At 65.0% G+C, this 14,618-nt stretch carries 14 protein-coding genes; 4 read left to right on the top strand and 10 right to left on the bottom strand.

Features of this window, described 5'->3' with window-relative positions:
- Positions 1-689: 689 nt before the first annotated feature.
- The 8 genes from IVB29_RS37100 to IVB29_RS37065 all read right to left on the bottom strand — a co-directional run bounded on the left by IVB29_RS37100 (position 690) and on the right by IVB29_RS37065 (position 8,093).
- A complete protein-coding gene (locus IVB29_RS37100) occupies positions 690-890 on the bottom strand; it encodes a hypothetical protein (RefSeq protein ID WP_247508373.1) in 201 nt (66 codons plus the stop codon).
- A 294-nt stretch (positions 891-1,184) separates the two neighbouring features.
- The gene (gene flhA, locus IVB29_RS37095; protein WP_247508372.1) at positions 1,185-3,326 is read right to left on the bottom strand and encodes a flagellar biosynthesis protein FlhA; all 2,142 of its coding nucleotides are present in this window, start codon (positions 3,324-3,326) and stop codon (positions 1,185-1,187) included.
- A gap of 282 nt (positions 3,327-3,608) precedes the next feature.
- Positions 3,609-3,911, bottom strand: coding sequence for a copper-binding protein (locus tag IVB29_RS37090; RefSeq protein WP_247508371.1), 303 nt, complete (start codon positions 3,909-3,911; stop codon positions 3,609-3,611).
- Positions 3,912-3,927: 16 nt separating this feature from the next.
- Complete coding sequence (locus IVB29_RS37085) at positions 3,928-4,380, bottom strand: cupredoxin family protein (protein ID WP_247508389.1); 453 nt, start codon at positions 4,378-4,380, stop codon at positions 3,928-3,930.
- 32 nt (positions 4,381-4,412) lie between these two features.
- Positions 4,413-5,750 (bottom strand): copper oxidase, encoded by a 1,338-nt coding sequence (locus tag IVB29_RS37080; RefSeq protein ID WP_247508370.1) that lies wholly within the window; start codon positions 5,748-5,750, stop codon positions 4,413-4,415.
- A 13-nt stretch (positions 5,751-5,763) separates the two neighbouring features.
- A complete protein-coding gene (locus tag IVB29_RS37075; protein ID WP_247508369.1) occupies positions 5,764-7,203 on the bottom strand; it encodes a TolC family protein in 1,440 nt (479 codons plus the stop codon).
- 9 nt (positions 7,204-7,212) lie between these two features.
- A complete protein-coding gene (locus IVB29_RS37070; protein WP_247508368.1) occupies positions 7,213-7,497 on the bottom strand; it encodes a hypothetical protein in 285 nt (94 codons plus the stop codon).
- A gap of 77 nt (positions 7,498-7,574) precedes the next feature.
- Entirely contained in the window at positions 7,575-8,093 is a 519-nt protein-coding gene (locus IVB29_RS37065) for a hypothetical protein (protein WP_247508367.1), read from the bottom strand.
- Positions 8,094-8,179: 86 nt separating this feature from the next.
- Here IVB29_RS37065 and IVB29_RS37060 point away from each other — a divergent pair, with 86 nt between their 5' ends.
- The gene (locus IVB29_RS37060; protein ID WP_346731332.1) at positions 8,180-9,433 is read left to right on the top strand and encodes an MFS transporter; all 1,254 of its coding nucleotides are present in this window, start codon (positions 8,180-8,182) and stop codon (positions 9,431-9,433) included.
- Here the strand turns inward: IVB29_RS37060 and IVB29_RS37055 are convergent.
- Together IVB29_RS37055 and IVB29_RS37050 are read right to left on the bottom strand one after the other, a co-directional pair.
- Positions 9,430-9,837: a DUF4864 domain-containing protein gene (locus IVB29_RS37055; RefSeq protein WP_247508366.1), complete on the bottom strand. Its 408-nt coding sequence runs from the start codon at positions 9,835-9,837 to the stop codon at positions 9,430-9,432. The two genes, IVB29_RS37060 and IVB29_RS37055, sit on opposite strands and share 4 nt — an antisense overlap.
- A gap of 66 nt (positions 9,838-9,903) precedes the next feature.
- The gene (locus IVB29_RS37050) at positions 9,904-10,542 is read right to left on the bottom strand and encodes a TetR/AcrR family transcriptional regulator (RefSeq protein WP_247508365.1); all 639 of its coding nucleotides are present in this window, start codon (positions 10,540-10,542) and stop codon (positions 9,904-9,906) included.
- 241 nt (positions 10,543-10,783) lie between these two features.
- Between IVB29_RS37050 and IVB29_RS37045 the strand changes: the two genes are divergently transcribed.
- The 3 genes from IVB29_RS37045 to IVB29_RS37035 are packed head-to-tail and all read left to right on the top strand — an operon-like array spanning position 10,784 to position 14,587.
- The gene (locus tag IVB29_RS37045; protein WP_027562563.1) at positions 10,784-11,281 is read left to right on the top strand and encodes a 2Fe-2S iron-sulfur cluster-binding protein; all 498 of its coding nucleotides are present in this window, start codon (positions 10,784-10,786) and stop codon (positions 11,279-11,281) included.
- Positions 11,278-12,333, top strand: a complete 1,056-nt coding sequence (locus IVB29_RS37040) for a xanthine dehydrogenase family protein subunit M (RefSeq protein ID WP_247508364.1) — start codon at positions 11,278-11,280, stop codon at positions 12,331-12,333. Before IVB29_RS37045 ends, IVB29_RS37040 begins: the two co-directional genes overlap by 4 nt.
- Positions 12,326-14,587 (top strand): xanthine dehydrogenase family protein molybdopterin-binding subunit, encoded by a 2,262-nt coding sequence (locus tag IVB29_RS37035; RefSeq protein WP_247508363.1) that lies wholly within the window; start codon positions 12,326-12,328, stop codon positions 14,585-14,587. The genes IVB29_RS37040 and IVB29_RS37035 overlap by 8 nt, the downstream gene beginning before the upstream one ends.
- Positions 14,588-14,618 lie beyond the last annotated feature (31 nt).

The following is a 14,618-nucleotide window of genomic DNA, read 5'->3' as shown; positions in this document are numbered from 1 at the left end:
CAAAATCGTGTGGTCCTGGCGCCCGGGGTCTGTGCGCCAAGTCTTGTGGTGATGCGTGCGGCCCAACCGGGCCAGCGCATCAGCCATCCGCAAGGCGACGGGGGCAATAGTGCATCGCTCCCCGGGGAGAGCCCGACATAAGCCGTCAAACCACTGCGCAGGGAAGGCCGGATGTTTTGGCTACACCTGTATGCCGCTGTGCAATGTTCTTACGACAATTTCGCACAGTGGACCGCGGGTGCCAGCCGGCACCCGGTCTTCCCTGCGCCCTCTTTCAATTGAGGGTGAGGCGATCATGCAAAGCTCGGGCGAGCTGAGCCGCGAGGATGATTAGCCATGTCTATCGTTGAACAAAAAGTCTCGTGCCCCGGACGCTGCGCAGCACAAAGTGATGCGCTGCAGAGCCGGGGCCCATTTACCACCATGCCGTGCGGCTTTCTGGGTCCCGGCTCTGCGCAGCAACGCTTGCGCGTTGCAGCGCGTCCGGGACACGAGAGTGGCAACGGTCGTCAACCATACGAATTCGACGGAGAGTTCGTACCGATCCAACACACCCCAGACATGAGAAAGCGCCCGTGGGGGGCGGGCGCTTTCTGTAGTCGACTTGGGGTTGGGGTCGTCTACATATCCACGTGGCGACTTTGGGGGGCTGGTAAAGAGCCGCGTGAATTCCTGAAACTCAGATCTCCTTAGCGAACGAGAGACGCGTTCGAGCTGGTGATAACGACCGGCTTGCCGGCCTTGATGACGCGCGCGGTTTGCGTAAGGCCTTCGTCCGAACCCGAACGCGCCGTGATGCCAAAACCTGCCACCGTGATGCCGGCGACAAGCGCAACGACCACGATCTTGAGGTGGGTCGAGCGATCTGCGCTGTAAATCGAGTGGTTCATGGAAGGCTCCTGCCGCCATCTACCCGAAGTAGTCGCCTGCTTGTTTGGGCAGGTTCATACTCCCGGTGCCCAACAACCTAGTATTGGGCGGATTCGTTCCCAAGGGGCGATCACAAGAGCGTGACAGGACGTGAAAAATCGCGATCAAAAGCGACTCTTGATCGTGCGATTATATAATTATTTCAACGCAGTAATGTACTTTTAAGGTGTCTTGTAAGCGTTTTCTCGACAAGGCCCCAGGAACTCAAAAACCATTTGCCTGTGGCTGAAAAACACACGGCTTCTTAAGGCAAATCAGACGCTTCCGACCGTTTTCAACCTCGCCCTAGGGTGGATTTCGGCCTGCGACAACACGGTCGTCTGGGCCCGGAACCGCTCGACCAGAGAGCGCACGAAGGGACGAATTGCCGCAGACGTGACCAGCACCGGTGCTTCGCCTTCACGCGCGGCGCGCTCGAAGGCCTCGCGCACGGCGGTCATGAACTCCGACAGTTTTGAAGGCTGCATGGCGAGGCTGCGTTCCTCGCCCTGGCCGATGATGGATTCGGCGAAGGCCTGCTCCCAGCGCGCCGACAGTGCGATCAGCGGCAGATAGCCGTTGTAGGACGTGTTCTGTGCACAGATCTGCCGGGCGAGACGCGCGCGGACGTGCTCGACCATGGTGGACGGGTTGCGCGAGAAGGCCAGCGAGTCCGCGATGCCCTCGAGGATGGTCGAGAGGTCGCGGATCGAGATGCGTTCGGCGAGCAGCAGCTGCAGCACGCGCTGGATGCCGGAAACCGTGACCTGTCCCGGCACGATGTCCTTGACCAGTTCGCCCTGCTCCTTCGGCAGCTCCTTGAGCAGCTTCTGCACCTCGCCATAGGAGAGCAGGTCCGACATGTTGGCCTTGAGCAGCTCGGTGAGGTGGGTCGAGAGCACGGTCGCGGCGTCGACGACGGTGTAGCCCTTGAGCGAGGCTTCCTCCTTGAGGCTGGCATCGACCCAGGTCGCGGGCAGGCCGAAGGTCGGCTCGGTGGTGTGGATGCCGGGCACCTGCACCTGGCTGCCGCCGGGGTCCATGACCATGAACTGGTTCGGCCAGATCTTGCCGGTGCCGGCGTCGACCTCCTTGATCTTGATGATGTAGGTGTTGGCTTCGAGCTGGACGTTGTCGAGGATACGAACCGCGGGCATGACAAAGCCCATTTCGATCGCGAGCGAACGGCGCAGCGCCTTGATCTGCTCGGTGAGACGGTCGGTGCCGTCGGGCCCGTTGACGAGCGGCAGCAGCGCATAGCCGAGCTCGATCTTGAGGTCGTCGATCTTGAGCGCGGCCGAGATCGGCTCTTCGGCCGCGGTGGAGCCCGGCGCACCCGGCGTTCCCGGAGCGGGCGCGGTCTTGGCGGCTTCCTCGGCCTTGGCCGTCACCCGGTTGCGGTTGCGGGCGTTCCAGGCGAGCGCGCCGGCGCCGGCGCCGAGCGCCAGGAAGGGGAGGAACGGAATGCCCGGCAGGGCCGCCAGCACCAGCATGACCGCCGACGACATCGCGAGCGCCTGCGGATAGCCGGAGAACTGCTTCATCAGCGCCTTGTCGGCGGCGCCGGAGACGCCGGCCTTGGAGACGAGCAGGCCGGCCGCGGTCGAGACGATCAGCGCCGGCACCTGGGTGACGAGGCCGTCACCGACGGTCAGCAGCGTGTAGCTGCGCCCGGCGTCGGCGAAGGACAGGCCCTGCTGCGCCACGCCGATGATCATGCCGCCGACGACGTTGATGAAGACGATCAGAAGGCCGGCGATGGCGTCGCCGCGAACGAATTTGGAGGCACCGTCCATGGCGCCGAAGAAGCCGCTTTCGTCCTCCAGCTCCTTGCGCCGGTGCTTGGCGACCGCCTCGTCGATCAGGCCTGCGGAGAGATCGGCATCGATCGCCATCTGCTTGCCGGGCATGGCGTCGAGGTGGAAGCGCGCGGCGACTTCGGCGATACGGCCCGAACCCTTGGTGATGACGACGAAATTGACGATGATCAGGATGGCGAAGACGATGATACCGATGACGAAATTGCCGCCCATCACGAAGTTGCCGAAGGCTTCGATGACGTGACCGGCGGCATCCGTGCCCTCGTGCCCGTGCGACAGGATCAGGCGGGTCGAGGCCATGTTGAGCGACAGCCGCAGCATGGTCGAGATCAGCAGGACGGTCGGGAAGGCGGAGAATTCCAGCGGCGCCTGGATGAACAGCGAGGTCATCAGGATCAGGATCGAGAGCGTGATCGAGATCGCCAGGAACAGGTCCAGCACGATCGCGGGCAGCGGCAGGATCAGCACCACCAGGATGGTGAGGACGCCGAGCGCCAGCGCGATGTCGCCGCGCTTGAGGATGTTGACGATCTCGGAGAGGGAGGGGAGGCCCGGCTTTGCGCTGCCTACGCCCTGTCCCGCGGTGACGTCGACCATGGTAGCTGCCTCCCCGCGCGACTGCCGTCCGCGCGCCCCAAATGTCTGCGCGGCGGCCGATGGGCCGCCGTTCCGAAAGTGAGGCACCGCACTGGCGTCCACGGGAGCTCCCGTTCTACGCGGCTGACGACACTCGACTCCACTGGGCAATTCTTGCCGGGTGTATGGTTAGCAAAGGGTTAACGGAGGGTGCGGCAGAAGGACGGAGCGGGGCATTTCGGAGGCTCCCAGCCGCCATTCCGGGGTCGCGCCAAGGGGCGCGCCCCGGAATGACAGTGGAGGCTACTTCGCCTTCTCCATCTTGGTCACCGTGTACCCCGACGCGGCCTCCTCGGCCTCGAAGGTCACCTTGTCGCCGACCTTCACCTGCTTGAGCCAAGCAGGGTCCTTGACGCGGTAGACCATGGTCATGGGCTCGTCCATGCCGAGGCTCTTGGCCGCGCCGTGCTTGAGCGTGATCTTGCCGGCGCCTTCGTCGATCTTCTTGACCTCGCCACTGATCGGCGCGCTCTGCGCCGCGGCCGCACCGAGCGTCAGGCCGAGCGTCAACGCGAGCGCGGCCGTGATGCGGTTGATCGATTTCATGGCTCTCTCCATTGCTTCAGTTCACGGTGACGTGGCCGACCATGCCGTAGTCGCGATGGCCGGGGATCAGGCAGGAAAATTCGAACGTGCCGGCCTTGGAGAACTTCCAGAGGATCTCGGCGGTCTTGCTCGGCGCGAGCCTGACACCGTTGGGATCGTCGTGCTCCATGTGCGGATGCTTCTTCATCACCTCGGCGTGCGCGAGATTCTCCCTGGTGGTGGCGAGCAGGAATTCATGCTCCTCCTTGCCGACATTGCGCAGCAAGAAGCGGATCTGCTCGCCGCGCTTGACCTCGATCCTGGCGGGCGCGTAGTCCATCTCGTTCATCAGGATCTCGATGGTGCGCGCCGGCTTCCTGGGGTCGCCGGGCTCGCCGGCCGAGAAGGACGCATGTCCGTGCTGGTCGTGAGCAAAGGCCGGCGCGATCGAAAGCGCAGCCAGCGCGAGGGCGAGATTGATCGTCTTCATCTTGTTCTCCAGTTGGTGGTTCATCGAAACCCTCACATCTTCATGTTCTTCATCGGAGGAGCGCTTCCTTGCTGCCGCGCCGGCTCTGCGGCCGGTGGCGTGACCTCGTAGGCGACGGTGCCTTGCGGGAATTTGTACGGGCCGGGATCGCGGTAATCGTCGCGCGCGAGGTCCTCGCGAATCTTCATCACGGTGAACATGCCGCCCATCTCGATCGGGCCGAACTGTCCGGTGCCGGTCATCATCGGCAGCGTGTTGTCGGGTGCGGGCATCTCCATGTTGCCCATCGCCATGCCGGACGAGCCCATCGCCATCGCATCCGGTGCGAGCTTGCCGACGGCCCTGGCGAGGTCCTTGCGCGAGACGCCGATCAGATTGCGCACCTCGTGCCCCATCGCATTCATGGTGTGGTGCGATTTGTGGCAGTGGAACGCCCAGTCGCCGGGATTGTCGGCGAGCACGTCGAACACCCTGACAGCGCCGACCGGCACGTCGGTGGTCGTCTCCGGATATTGCGCGCTCTCGGGAATCCAGCCGCCGTCCGTGCAGGTCACCGCAAAACTGTGGCCGTGCAGATGGATCGGGTGATTGGTCATGCTGAGATTGCCGATGCGCACGCGCACCTTGTCGCCGAGCCGCACCGGCATCGCATCGATGCCCGGAAACACCCGCGAATTCCAGGTCCACATGTTGAAGTCGGTCATCTCGTTGACCTGCGGCAGATAGGTGCCGGGATCGACGCGATAGGTGCTCATCACGAAGACGAAGTCGCGGTCGACGGGCCGGAAGCTTTGATCGCGCGGATGCACGACGACCATGCCCATCATGCCCATCGCCATCTGCACCATCTCGTCGGAGTGCGGGTGATACATGAAGGTCCCGCTCTTCTTCATCTCGAACTCGTAGACGAAGGTCTTGCCGGGCAGAATGTGCGGCTGCGTCAGCCCGCCGACGCCGTCCATGCCGCTCGGAATGATCATGCCGTGCCAGTGCACGGTGGTGTATTCGGGCAGTTTGTTGGTGACGAAGACGCGGACCTTGTCGCCCTCGACCGCCTCGATGGTCGGTCCCGGCGACTGGCCGTTGTAGCCCCACAGATTGACCTTCATGCCTTCGGCGAACTCGCGCACGACAGGCTCGGCGACGAGATGGAATTCCTTCCAGTCGCCGTTCATGCGGAACGGCAGCGACCAGCCGTTGAGCGTGACCACGGGGCGATAGTCGGGTCCGCTGATGGGATGCAACGGCGGCTGCATCACCACCTTGTCCATGTGCGGCGCTTCCGGGATCGAGGCGGCCTGGACGCGGCCGCTGATAGCTGACGCGCTGGCAAGCGCGGCGGTGCCTAAAAATCCTCGACGGGAATACATGCTGGCCTCCATCTCAGTGGCCGCCATCGGCAGGCGCTGCCGCGGCGATGGTGGTTGAATTGTCGCCGCCGGAAGCGGGTGCGCCGCCGCCATTGACGGCGGTCTGCAAGTCCGACTGGGCGAGGAAGAATTTTTGTTTGGCGTCGATAGCGCCGCGCAGCGATGCCAGGCGTTGCCGGGCCTCGGTGAGCAGCGCGAAGATATCGACCTGCATGCTGGAGAAGCGCAGCTGCATCTCCTCGGTGATGATTTTGCGCAGCGGCAAAATCTCGCGCTGGTAGTGGCTGGCGATGTCGTAGGTCGATCGGTAGGCGCGATAAGCGTCGCGTGCTTCCGAGCGGACGTTCACGGCGCGCTCGGTCAGGCGGTTGAAGGCGAGATTGTAGGTCTCCGATGCCTGCCGCACGCGCACCTCGCCGCCGTCGAAGATCGGAATCTGGAACTGCACGTCAAAACCGCGCTCGCGGAACGGCGCGCCTTCCGGATCCCTGGTGCGGCGGGAGATGCCGGCGAGATCGAGCAGCGTCACGAAGCGCGTCGCCTCGGTGAGGTTGAGCGATTTCGCCAGCGCCGTCAGCTCCAACCGTGCGATCTGCAAGTCGATGCGATGGGCCACTGCGTCGGCCTCGATCGAGGGCAACGCCTGCGGCTGGCGCGGCAGTGGCGGCAATTTGTTGGGCAGGCGGAAGTCGAGGCCGCCGTCCCACAGCCCCATCAGGCGCGCGAGCTTTTCGCGCGCGCTCGTCGCCGCCTGCCGTGCGGTGGCGAGGTCGGCGGTGGTCTCGGCATAAAACACCTGCTCGCGCGCCTGGTCGAGCTTGTTGATCGAGCCGGTTTCGCCGAGTTTCACCGCAAGCTGCGCGGTCGATTCCGCCGTGGACTTCGCGTCCGTCAGCAGCGCCACCATCTCGTTGCCGGCAACCGCGCCGACATAAGCGCGGCGCGCGTCAGCGGCGAGCCGCAGCGTCGCCAGCGCCGCACGCAATTGGGCCTGACGGAAGCGGTCGCGGGCGATCTCGGAGCGGAACGGCAGGGTGGCCAGCGCGAGGATGTCGCCGACCACCTGGCGCTCGATCTCGCTGGCGCCATTGCCCGAGATCCGCGAGATCGAGAAAACGGGATTGGGCGGCAGACTCTGCTCCACCAGTTCGGTTTCGGCCAGCGCCAGCTCGTTATAGGCGGCTTGCAGTCCCTTGTTGTTGAGCAGCGCGATCTGCACGGCGCTCTCGGTGGTCAGCGTGTGCGCCAGCAACCAGCTGACAGTCGCGTTGACGGCCTCCGCTCCCTCGGCCGACCGAACGAACGCGACGTCTTTTGTGATGGTCTCGCTGGTGAGGTCCGAGACCGTCGTCATGCCTCCGTCCGGCGAGAATGCCATGCAGCCGGCAAGACTCGCTGCTGTAAGCCCGAACGCAGTGAGCACGAGCAGGCTCCGCGCAAAATGGTGTGCCATGGCGCGTTCCTACCGGTCTTGCTTCGGCTGCGGCGTGACGGCGTCGTTGCGGTCGCGCCATGGCGCCGGCGTCGCGGGCCGCAGGCCGGTATAGGGCGCGATCGTCGACCGGTAGTCGACAGGCGCGACCTTCGCCGCCGGATCGGCGGGATCGGCGCCCGCGACCTGCGTGGTTGCCGGCATGCAGCCGGATAGCGCCAGCGCAATCACGGCCAGCAGCGGCCAATGGAATCGAAAGTGTCGTCCACGCGCCGCGGATGCGGCGGCGGACTTCGCCCCGGAAAGCGTAAGCATGAGTCATTCCTGATCTGTCGTAGGACCACAGGTTCGCGCGCGCGGATGCGCGTGCGGCCTGACGTCGTCGGGTCAGATCAGGCGATGGGGGGGCGGTAGTGCTGGGGCGGCGCCGTGCTATGCAGGCTGGCCACGATCTCGGGCGCGCAGATCGACATCGGCCGGACCGGTGTGGTCAAGCTGGGCAGATCCGCCGGCAGCGCGCTCACGCACATCATCGCGCAGCACGGGCTCACTGTTCCCTTGCCGTCATGATGATGCGGAGCGGGAGCCTCCTGTGCTGCGGTCTGGGGATGCGCATGCGGTCCGGCGTGGTCATGCGCGGCGCCGTCATGAACGTGGCTGGCCTGCATCTGGTGATGCACCGGCACAAGGTCGGCGATGAGCGCCTCGTCAAGGCACGGTGCCGGACCATTGCCCCAGGCAAGGCTTGCAGCCGGCGCGAACACGCAGAACAGATAGGCGAGGGCGATGATCCGCCCCACCCTGATCCGCATTGATCGCGTCAATCGCAACAGCATTCCGGCGATAGGCTCCTCGCGCGGCAATGTTGCACACGCAGATCGCAAACTAATGGCAAAGCGCGATTTCGCCAAGCATCTTCTTACCGCAGTGCACCGCGCATGCCCAATATATCGCCACGCTGCTTGACCATATCGCGATCCGCGACGATGGTCCGACCGTGCATGCACCAAATCACCCAGGACACACACCTGATGCATTCAGCCCTGATTCGCGTCAGGCCTGGATACGGCTCGTCACTGCGCTTCTGATCGGCTCGATCGGAGGCGTCGGGATGTGGGCGATCGTGGTGATGATTCCCGCGGTGCAGACCGAATTCGCGGCCACGCGCGGCGCAGTGTCGCTGGCCTTCACCCTGATGATGTTCGGCTTCGGCCTCGGCGGCGTGATCGCCGGCAAGATCACCGACCGGTTTGGCATCGTGCCGGTGATGGCGATCAGCATTGCTTTCCTTGGTGTTGCCAATGTGCTTGCGGGTTTGTCGACGCAGCTCTGGCAGTTCGTCGCAGCCTATTTCCTGATCGGGCTCGGGACCTCGGCGACCTTCGCGCCGCTGATGGCGGAGGCCTCGCACTGGTTCGAGCGCTATCGTGGCCTCGCCGTGACCATCGTCGCCAGCGGCAATTATGTTGCCGGCACGATGTGGCCGCCGCTCATCAATGAGGGCCTCCAGACGATCGGCTGGCGCTATACCCATGTCGGCATCGGCCTCGTTTGTGTAAGCGTGATGACCATCCTGGTGCTGGTCCTGCGCGCGCAGATGCGCAATGACCATATCCGCGATCACGCCAATGCGCCGCCGCCGCGGGTCGATCTCAAGCTGTCGACCAACACGCTGACGGTGCTGCTCGCGATTGCCAGCATCTCCTGCTGCGTCGCCATGGCGATGCCGCAGGTGCATATCGTCGCCTATTGCGGCGATCTCGGATACGGCGTGGCGCGCGGTGCGGAGATGCTGTCGCTGATGATGGCCTGCGGCATCGTCAGCCGCATCGGCTCGGGCTATCTCGCCGACAAGATCGGCGGCATTCCCACGCTGCTGATCGGAGCATTGGCGCAAGGCTTTGCGCTGATATTCTATCTGTTCTTCGACAGCCTGGCCTCGCTTTATGTCATCTCGGCGATGTTCGGCCTGTTCCAGGGCGGCATCGTGCCGAGCTACGCCATCATCGTGCGCGAGGCGATGCCGGCGAGCGAAGCCGCAACCCGCGTCGGGATCGTGATCTTCGCCTCCGTGTTCGGCATGTCCTTTGGCGGCTGGGTGTCGGGCGTCATTTTTGACGCGACGGGTTCGTATGCCGCGGCGTTTGCCAACGGCGTGGCGTGGAACGCCGTCAATATAGGCATCGTGCTGACACTGCTGATCCGGTCGCGGATGAATGCGGTCAGGACCGGACCGGGATTTGCGACCTAGACCTCTCGTCCCGCCTTCAGCAGCGAGCACCCGGTGATCTTGTAACTGCCGTCGCTCTGCTGTTCGAGAGTGTAGAGCGCTTCCCAGGCCTCGCCATTGGCATCGACGATGTGGACGCGCTGGGCGATCCGATTCTCTTCGCTCTTGCTCTCGCCGAATTCAAAGCTCTTGTGCCGGTAGACCGGCGCGTAGCCGTTCTGCACCATCGACATGAAGATGTCGGGCGCGGGGAATATCTCCCTGACCGCCGGTGCGGCGTGGGAATAGGCCGCGGCGGCATCGTCGTGCGCAAAAGCCTGTTCCTGGGCGCGGATGACGCCCTGTGCCGCGGTGACGTCGTCGGCAAATGCTGAGACGGAGCTGAAGATAAGACTGAGGGCGACGAGCAAGGCGGCGATGCGCATGAGTGGCTCCGCGTTGAAATCCCGGCGATGCTGATCCTAGCACGGTCTTGGGGAGATACGGACGAGCTATCGCTTCCGTTTCGCGGTCGGTTTCGCCGGCTTGGCGACGCGCGCTTTGGCCTTGGTGGCTGGCTGCACCCGCAGCCCATCCACGAACACGTCGAGCATCCGCAGCACCGAGGATTGCCAGCCGGGCTGGTCGTTTATGTAGCACATGCCGATGAGGGCCCGCAGCAGATCCTCCGGGCTGATATCGGCGCGCATCTGGCCGGCCGCGACTGCGCGGTCGAGCAGCGAGCCAATCGCCTTGGTCAGCCGGTCCATCGAGAACGCCGCGAGATCCGACGAGCTTTGGAACGTCAGTGCCAGCGCGGCCGACATGCCTTTTTTGGTGGCAACGAATTCGACGGTGGAACCCAGCCAGCGCCTGAGCGCATCGACCGGGTCCTTCGCATTCTTCAACTGCTCGGCCAGTTCGCTGAGCTGCTCGACCTCGCGCCTGTATACCGCCTCGAACAAATCTTCGCGCGTCGGGAAATGCCGGTAGAGCGTGCCGATGCCGACGGCGGCGCGTTTCGCCACGGCTTCCAGGCTCGCCTCGGGACCGCCCGCGTTGAAAACAACCTTTGCAGCCTCGAGCACGCGCTCGCGATTGCGCACGGCATCGGCGCGGGGCTTCCGAATCTGGTCGGTCTGGTCGTCCATGCCGGTAATGTAGATCACGAATTGGTTAGATTGAACCCTTGCAGAGCTGCACCGCGTTGTCGGCGCATGGGCTTTTGACGAATTCCAAATATTTTCCGGCAACCCTTGTTAAGCGGAGGGTGCCTCCGTATCTTTGTTCATGTGCTGGCTCGGATTGTGTTCGGACGGCGCGACATCGGCGGCGGCCACGGAAGTGGTGCGCTGAGCGATGACTCATGTCCATATCTGATCGGAGCCTTGTATGAACCACTCCATCAGCCTCACCGTGAACGGTGCGCGGCGCGACTTCGTCCTCGACGATCCGCGCGTCACGCTGCTCGATCTCCTGCGTGAGCGCCTCCATCTGACCGGAACCAAGAAGGGATGCGATCGCGGCCAGTGCGGCGCCTGCACCATTCTCGTCGACGGCAAGCGGATCAACTCCTGCCTCGCGCTCGCCATCAGCCATGACGGCGCCGACATCCTCACCATCGAAGGCGTCGCGCGCGGCGACCAGCTTCATCCCGTCCAGGCCGCCTTCATCGCTCATGACGGCTTCCAGTGCGGCTTCTGCACGCCCGGCCAGATCATGAGTGCGATCGGCATGATGCAAGAGGCGCAGGCCGGCAACGATCCCGAGCGCATCCGCGAATGCATGAGCGGCAATCTCTGCCGCTGCGGCGCCTATGCCGGCATCGTCGATGCCGTGCTCGAGGCGCAGGCCGGCATGGACGAAACCAATCAGAGGCGCTCCGCATGAAACAGTTTGATTATGTCAGGCCGGCCACGGTCGCGGAGGCCGTCGCCGCCGTGGCGCAGCCGGGCGCTGTCTATCTTGCCGCAGGCACCAATCTGCTCGATCTGATGAAGGGCGGAGTCAGCCGTCCGGACCGTTTGGTCGATGTCACGCATCTCGACGGGCTCGATCAGATCGAGCGTCTCGCTGACGGAAGCGTGCGCATCGGTGCGCTCGTCAGCAACGCCGATCTTGCGCACGACGCGGACTTTGCAAAATCTTGTCCGGCCGTTGCCGAAGCGCTGCTCTCCGGTGCTTCGGCGCAACTGCGCAACGCCGCCACTGTCGGCGGCAATCTGCTGCAGCGGACGCGCTGTGCGTATTTCTACGACACCGCCAGCCGCTGCAACAAGCGCGAGGCCGGCAGCGGCTGCGATGCTCGTGACGGCGAGAACCGCACCCACGCCGTGCTCGGCTGGAGCGAGAGCTGCATCGCGACCAATCCGTCGGACTTCTGCGTGCCCCTGCTTGCGCTCGACGCCATCGTCGAGATCGAAGGCAAGAGCGGCCGTCGCGAGATCACGCTCGACGCGTTGCATCGCCTGCCGGGCAACACGCCCGAGCGCGACTCGGCGCTCGAGCCCGGCGACCTCATCGTCGCGGTGCGTCTGCCGCCCGCCGCGCGCGGCTTTGCCGCACACTCGCGCTACCTCAAGGTTCGCGAGCGCACCTCCTACGCCTTCGCTGTCGTGTCGGCTGCGGCTGCGTTGCGGATTGAGAACGGCAAGATCGCGGAAGCGCGGCTTGCGCTTGGCGGCGTCGCCGCAAAGCCGTGGCGTGCCCGCGCCGCGGAAGGCGTGCTCAAGGGCGTTACGCCTACGGCGGATGCCTTCCAGGAAGCCGCCTGGCGCGCGCTCACGGATGCAAGACCGTCCGGCGACAACGCCTTCAAGATCGAGCTCGCGCGCCGCATCGTCGTGCGTGCGCTGACCCTCGCTGCCGCCGGTACGCCCGCGCGTATTGCCGCGCTGCCGGCCTCTCCCTTTGCCTCGACGTCCGGAGCCATCCATGTCTGAGCTTAATCTCACCAGCACGCCTGCTCATCTGCGGCACGGTTCGAGCATCGGCCAGCCGCTGACGCGCCGCGACGGCCTCCTCAAGGTCAAGGGGCAGGCGACTTATGCCGCCGACAACCACCCGCCCGGAATGCTGTTCGCGGTGATGGCGGTCTCAAGCATCGCGCATGGCCGCGTGACCTCACTCGATGTCGCTGCCGCCAAGCATTATCCCGGCGTCGTCGACGTCATGACGCCGGACCACAAGCCGCCGCTCGCAATCGACCCCGAGATCAAGACCAATCCGTTCGTGTTCCGGATGGAGGTGTTGCAGAGCAACGAGGTCCGCTACGCCAACCAACCCATCGCCGTCGTAATCGCCGAGACGCTTGAGGCGGCGACGGAGGGTGCGGTGCTGCTGGCGCCGCGCTATGAGACGCTGCCCGCGCTGGTCGGCCTCGATGCCGGCGAAAGTTATGTGCCGCCGGTCGTCGGCGTCGGCAATCCCACGGAAAATCACCGCGGCGATGTCGAGGCCGGCCTTGCCGCGGCCGAGAAACAGATCGACGCGATCTATGAGACGCCGCCGCAATATCACAACGCCATGGAGCCGCATGCGATCGTCGCGTCGTGGGACGGCGACAATTTGCAGATCGACATGCCGACGCAGGGTCTCATGCTGTCGCTTGCGCGCGTTGCAGAATTGTTCGGCATTGCGCACGACAAGATCCATATCCGCAGCCCGTTCCTCGGAGGTGGCTTCGGCTCGAAGGGGCTCATGGCTGGTCCGCCGGTGCTCGGCATCATGGCGGCCAGGCTGGTCGGCAAGCCGGTCAAGCTGGTGCTGCGCCGTGAGCAGATGTATGGCCCGGTCGGCCACCGCGCGCCGACGCGCCAACGGTTGCGCATCGGCGCCGATGGCGAGGGGCGCCTGACCGCGCTCGATCACCACGCCCGGACCGTATCGAGCACGTTCGACGATTTCTACGAGCCGGCGGCCGATGCCTCGCACACGCTCTATGCGGCACCGGCAATCCGCACCTCGCACGATGCCGTGCGCGTCAACACCGGCACGCCGCTGTTCATGCGCGCGCCGGGCGAGGCGACCGGCTCGATCGCGCTCGAAAGCGCGATCGACGAGATGGCCTGGGCCTGCGGCATCGACCCGCTCGCCTTCCGCCTGAAGAACTACGCCGAGGTCGAGCCGATCACCGGCAAGCCGTTCTCGTCCAAGGCACTGCGTGCCTGCTACGAGCAGGGCGCGGCGCGCTTCGGCTGGTCAAAGCGTTCGCTTCAGCCGCGGCAGATGCGCGACGATGCCGGCCTTCTGGTCGGCTGGGGCATGGGCACCGCGACCTTCCCGGCGCTGATGTTCCAGGCCGAGGCGCGCGCGGTGCTCCGCCGCGACGGTTTTGGCGCGATGGAGATCGGCGCGCATGACATGGGGCAGGGTGCCTGGACCGCGCTCGCCCAGATCGCCGCCGATGCCGTCGGCCTCGATATCGACCGCGTCGAGTTCAAGGCGGGGACATCGGATCTGCCCGACGCCGGCATCGCCGGCGGCTCGGCCCATACCGCGACTGCGGGTGCAGCGATCCATAGCGCCGGCGCGGCCGTCATCGCCAAGCTGGCCGATCTTGCCACCAACGACGACCGCTCGCCATTGTTCGGCGCCGGCAACGCCGGCGTCATTGCGCGCGACGGCAGGTTGATCCGGCGTGACGACGAGAGCCGCAGCGAGAGCTACGCCGAGATTCTTGCGCGTGCCGGCGTCGCCGAGGTCGAAGCCCGCGGCACGGGGGCGCCGAACCCCGCGGCGATGGAAGAATATGCGATGCACGCCCATGGTGCGGTGTTCGCGGAGGTCAAGGTCGATCCCGAACTCGGCCAGGTCCGTGTCACCCGCATGGTCGGCGCCTTCGCAGCCGGACGCGTCGTCAATCCGCGCATGGTGCAGAGCCAGCTGTTCGGCGGCATGATCTGGGGCATGTCGTTCGCGCTGCACGAGGAGGCCATCACCGACCGCCGCAGTGGCCGGATCATGAACGCCAATCTCGGCGAGTACCATATCCCCGTGAATGCCGACGTGCCGCCGCTCGACGTGATTACGGTCGAGGAGCACGATCCGCATGTGAATGCGCTCGGCATCAAGGGCGTTGGCGAAATCGGCATCACCGGCAGCGCGGGTGCGGTCGCCAACGCGGTCTGGCATGCGACCGGCGTGCGTGTGCGTCGCTTCCCGATCAAGATCGAGGAATTGCTGACGCAGCGTTGAGAAATTTGACCAGATGGTACCGCCGGCTCGG

It is taken from the genome of Bradyrhizobium sp. 1, assembly GCF_023073315.1.
Classification (GTDB): domain Bacteria; phylum Pseudomonadota; class Alphaproteobacteria; order Rhizobiales; family Xanthobacteraceae; genus Bradyrhizobium.
This window is presented reverse-complemented; position numbering and strand designations above follow the sequence as displayed.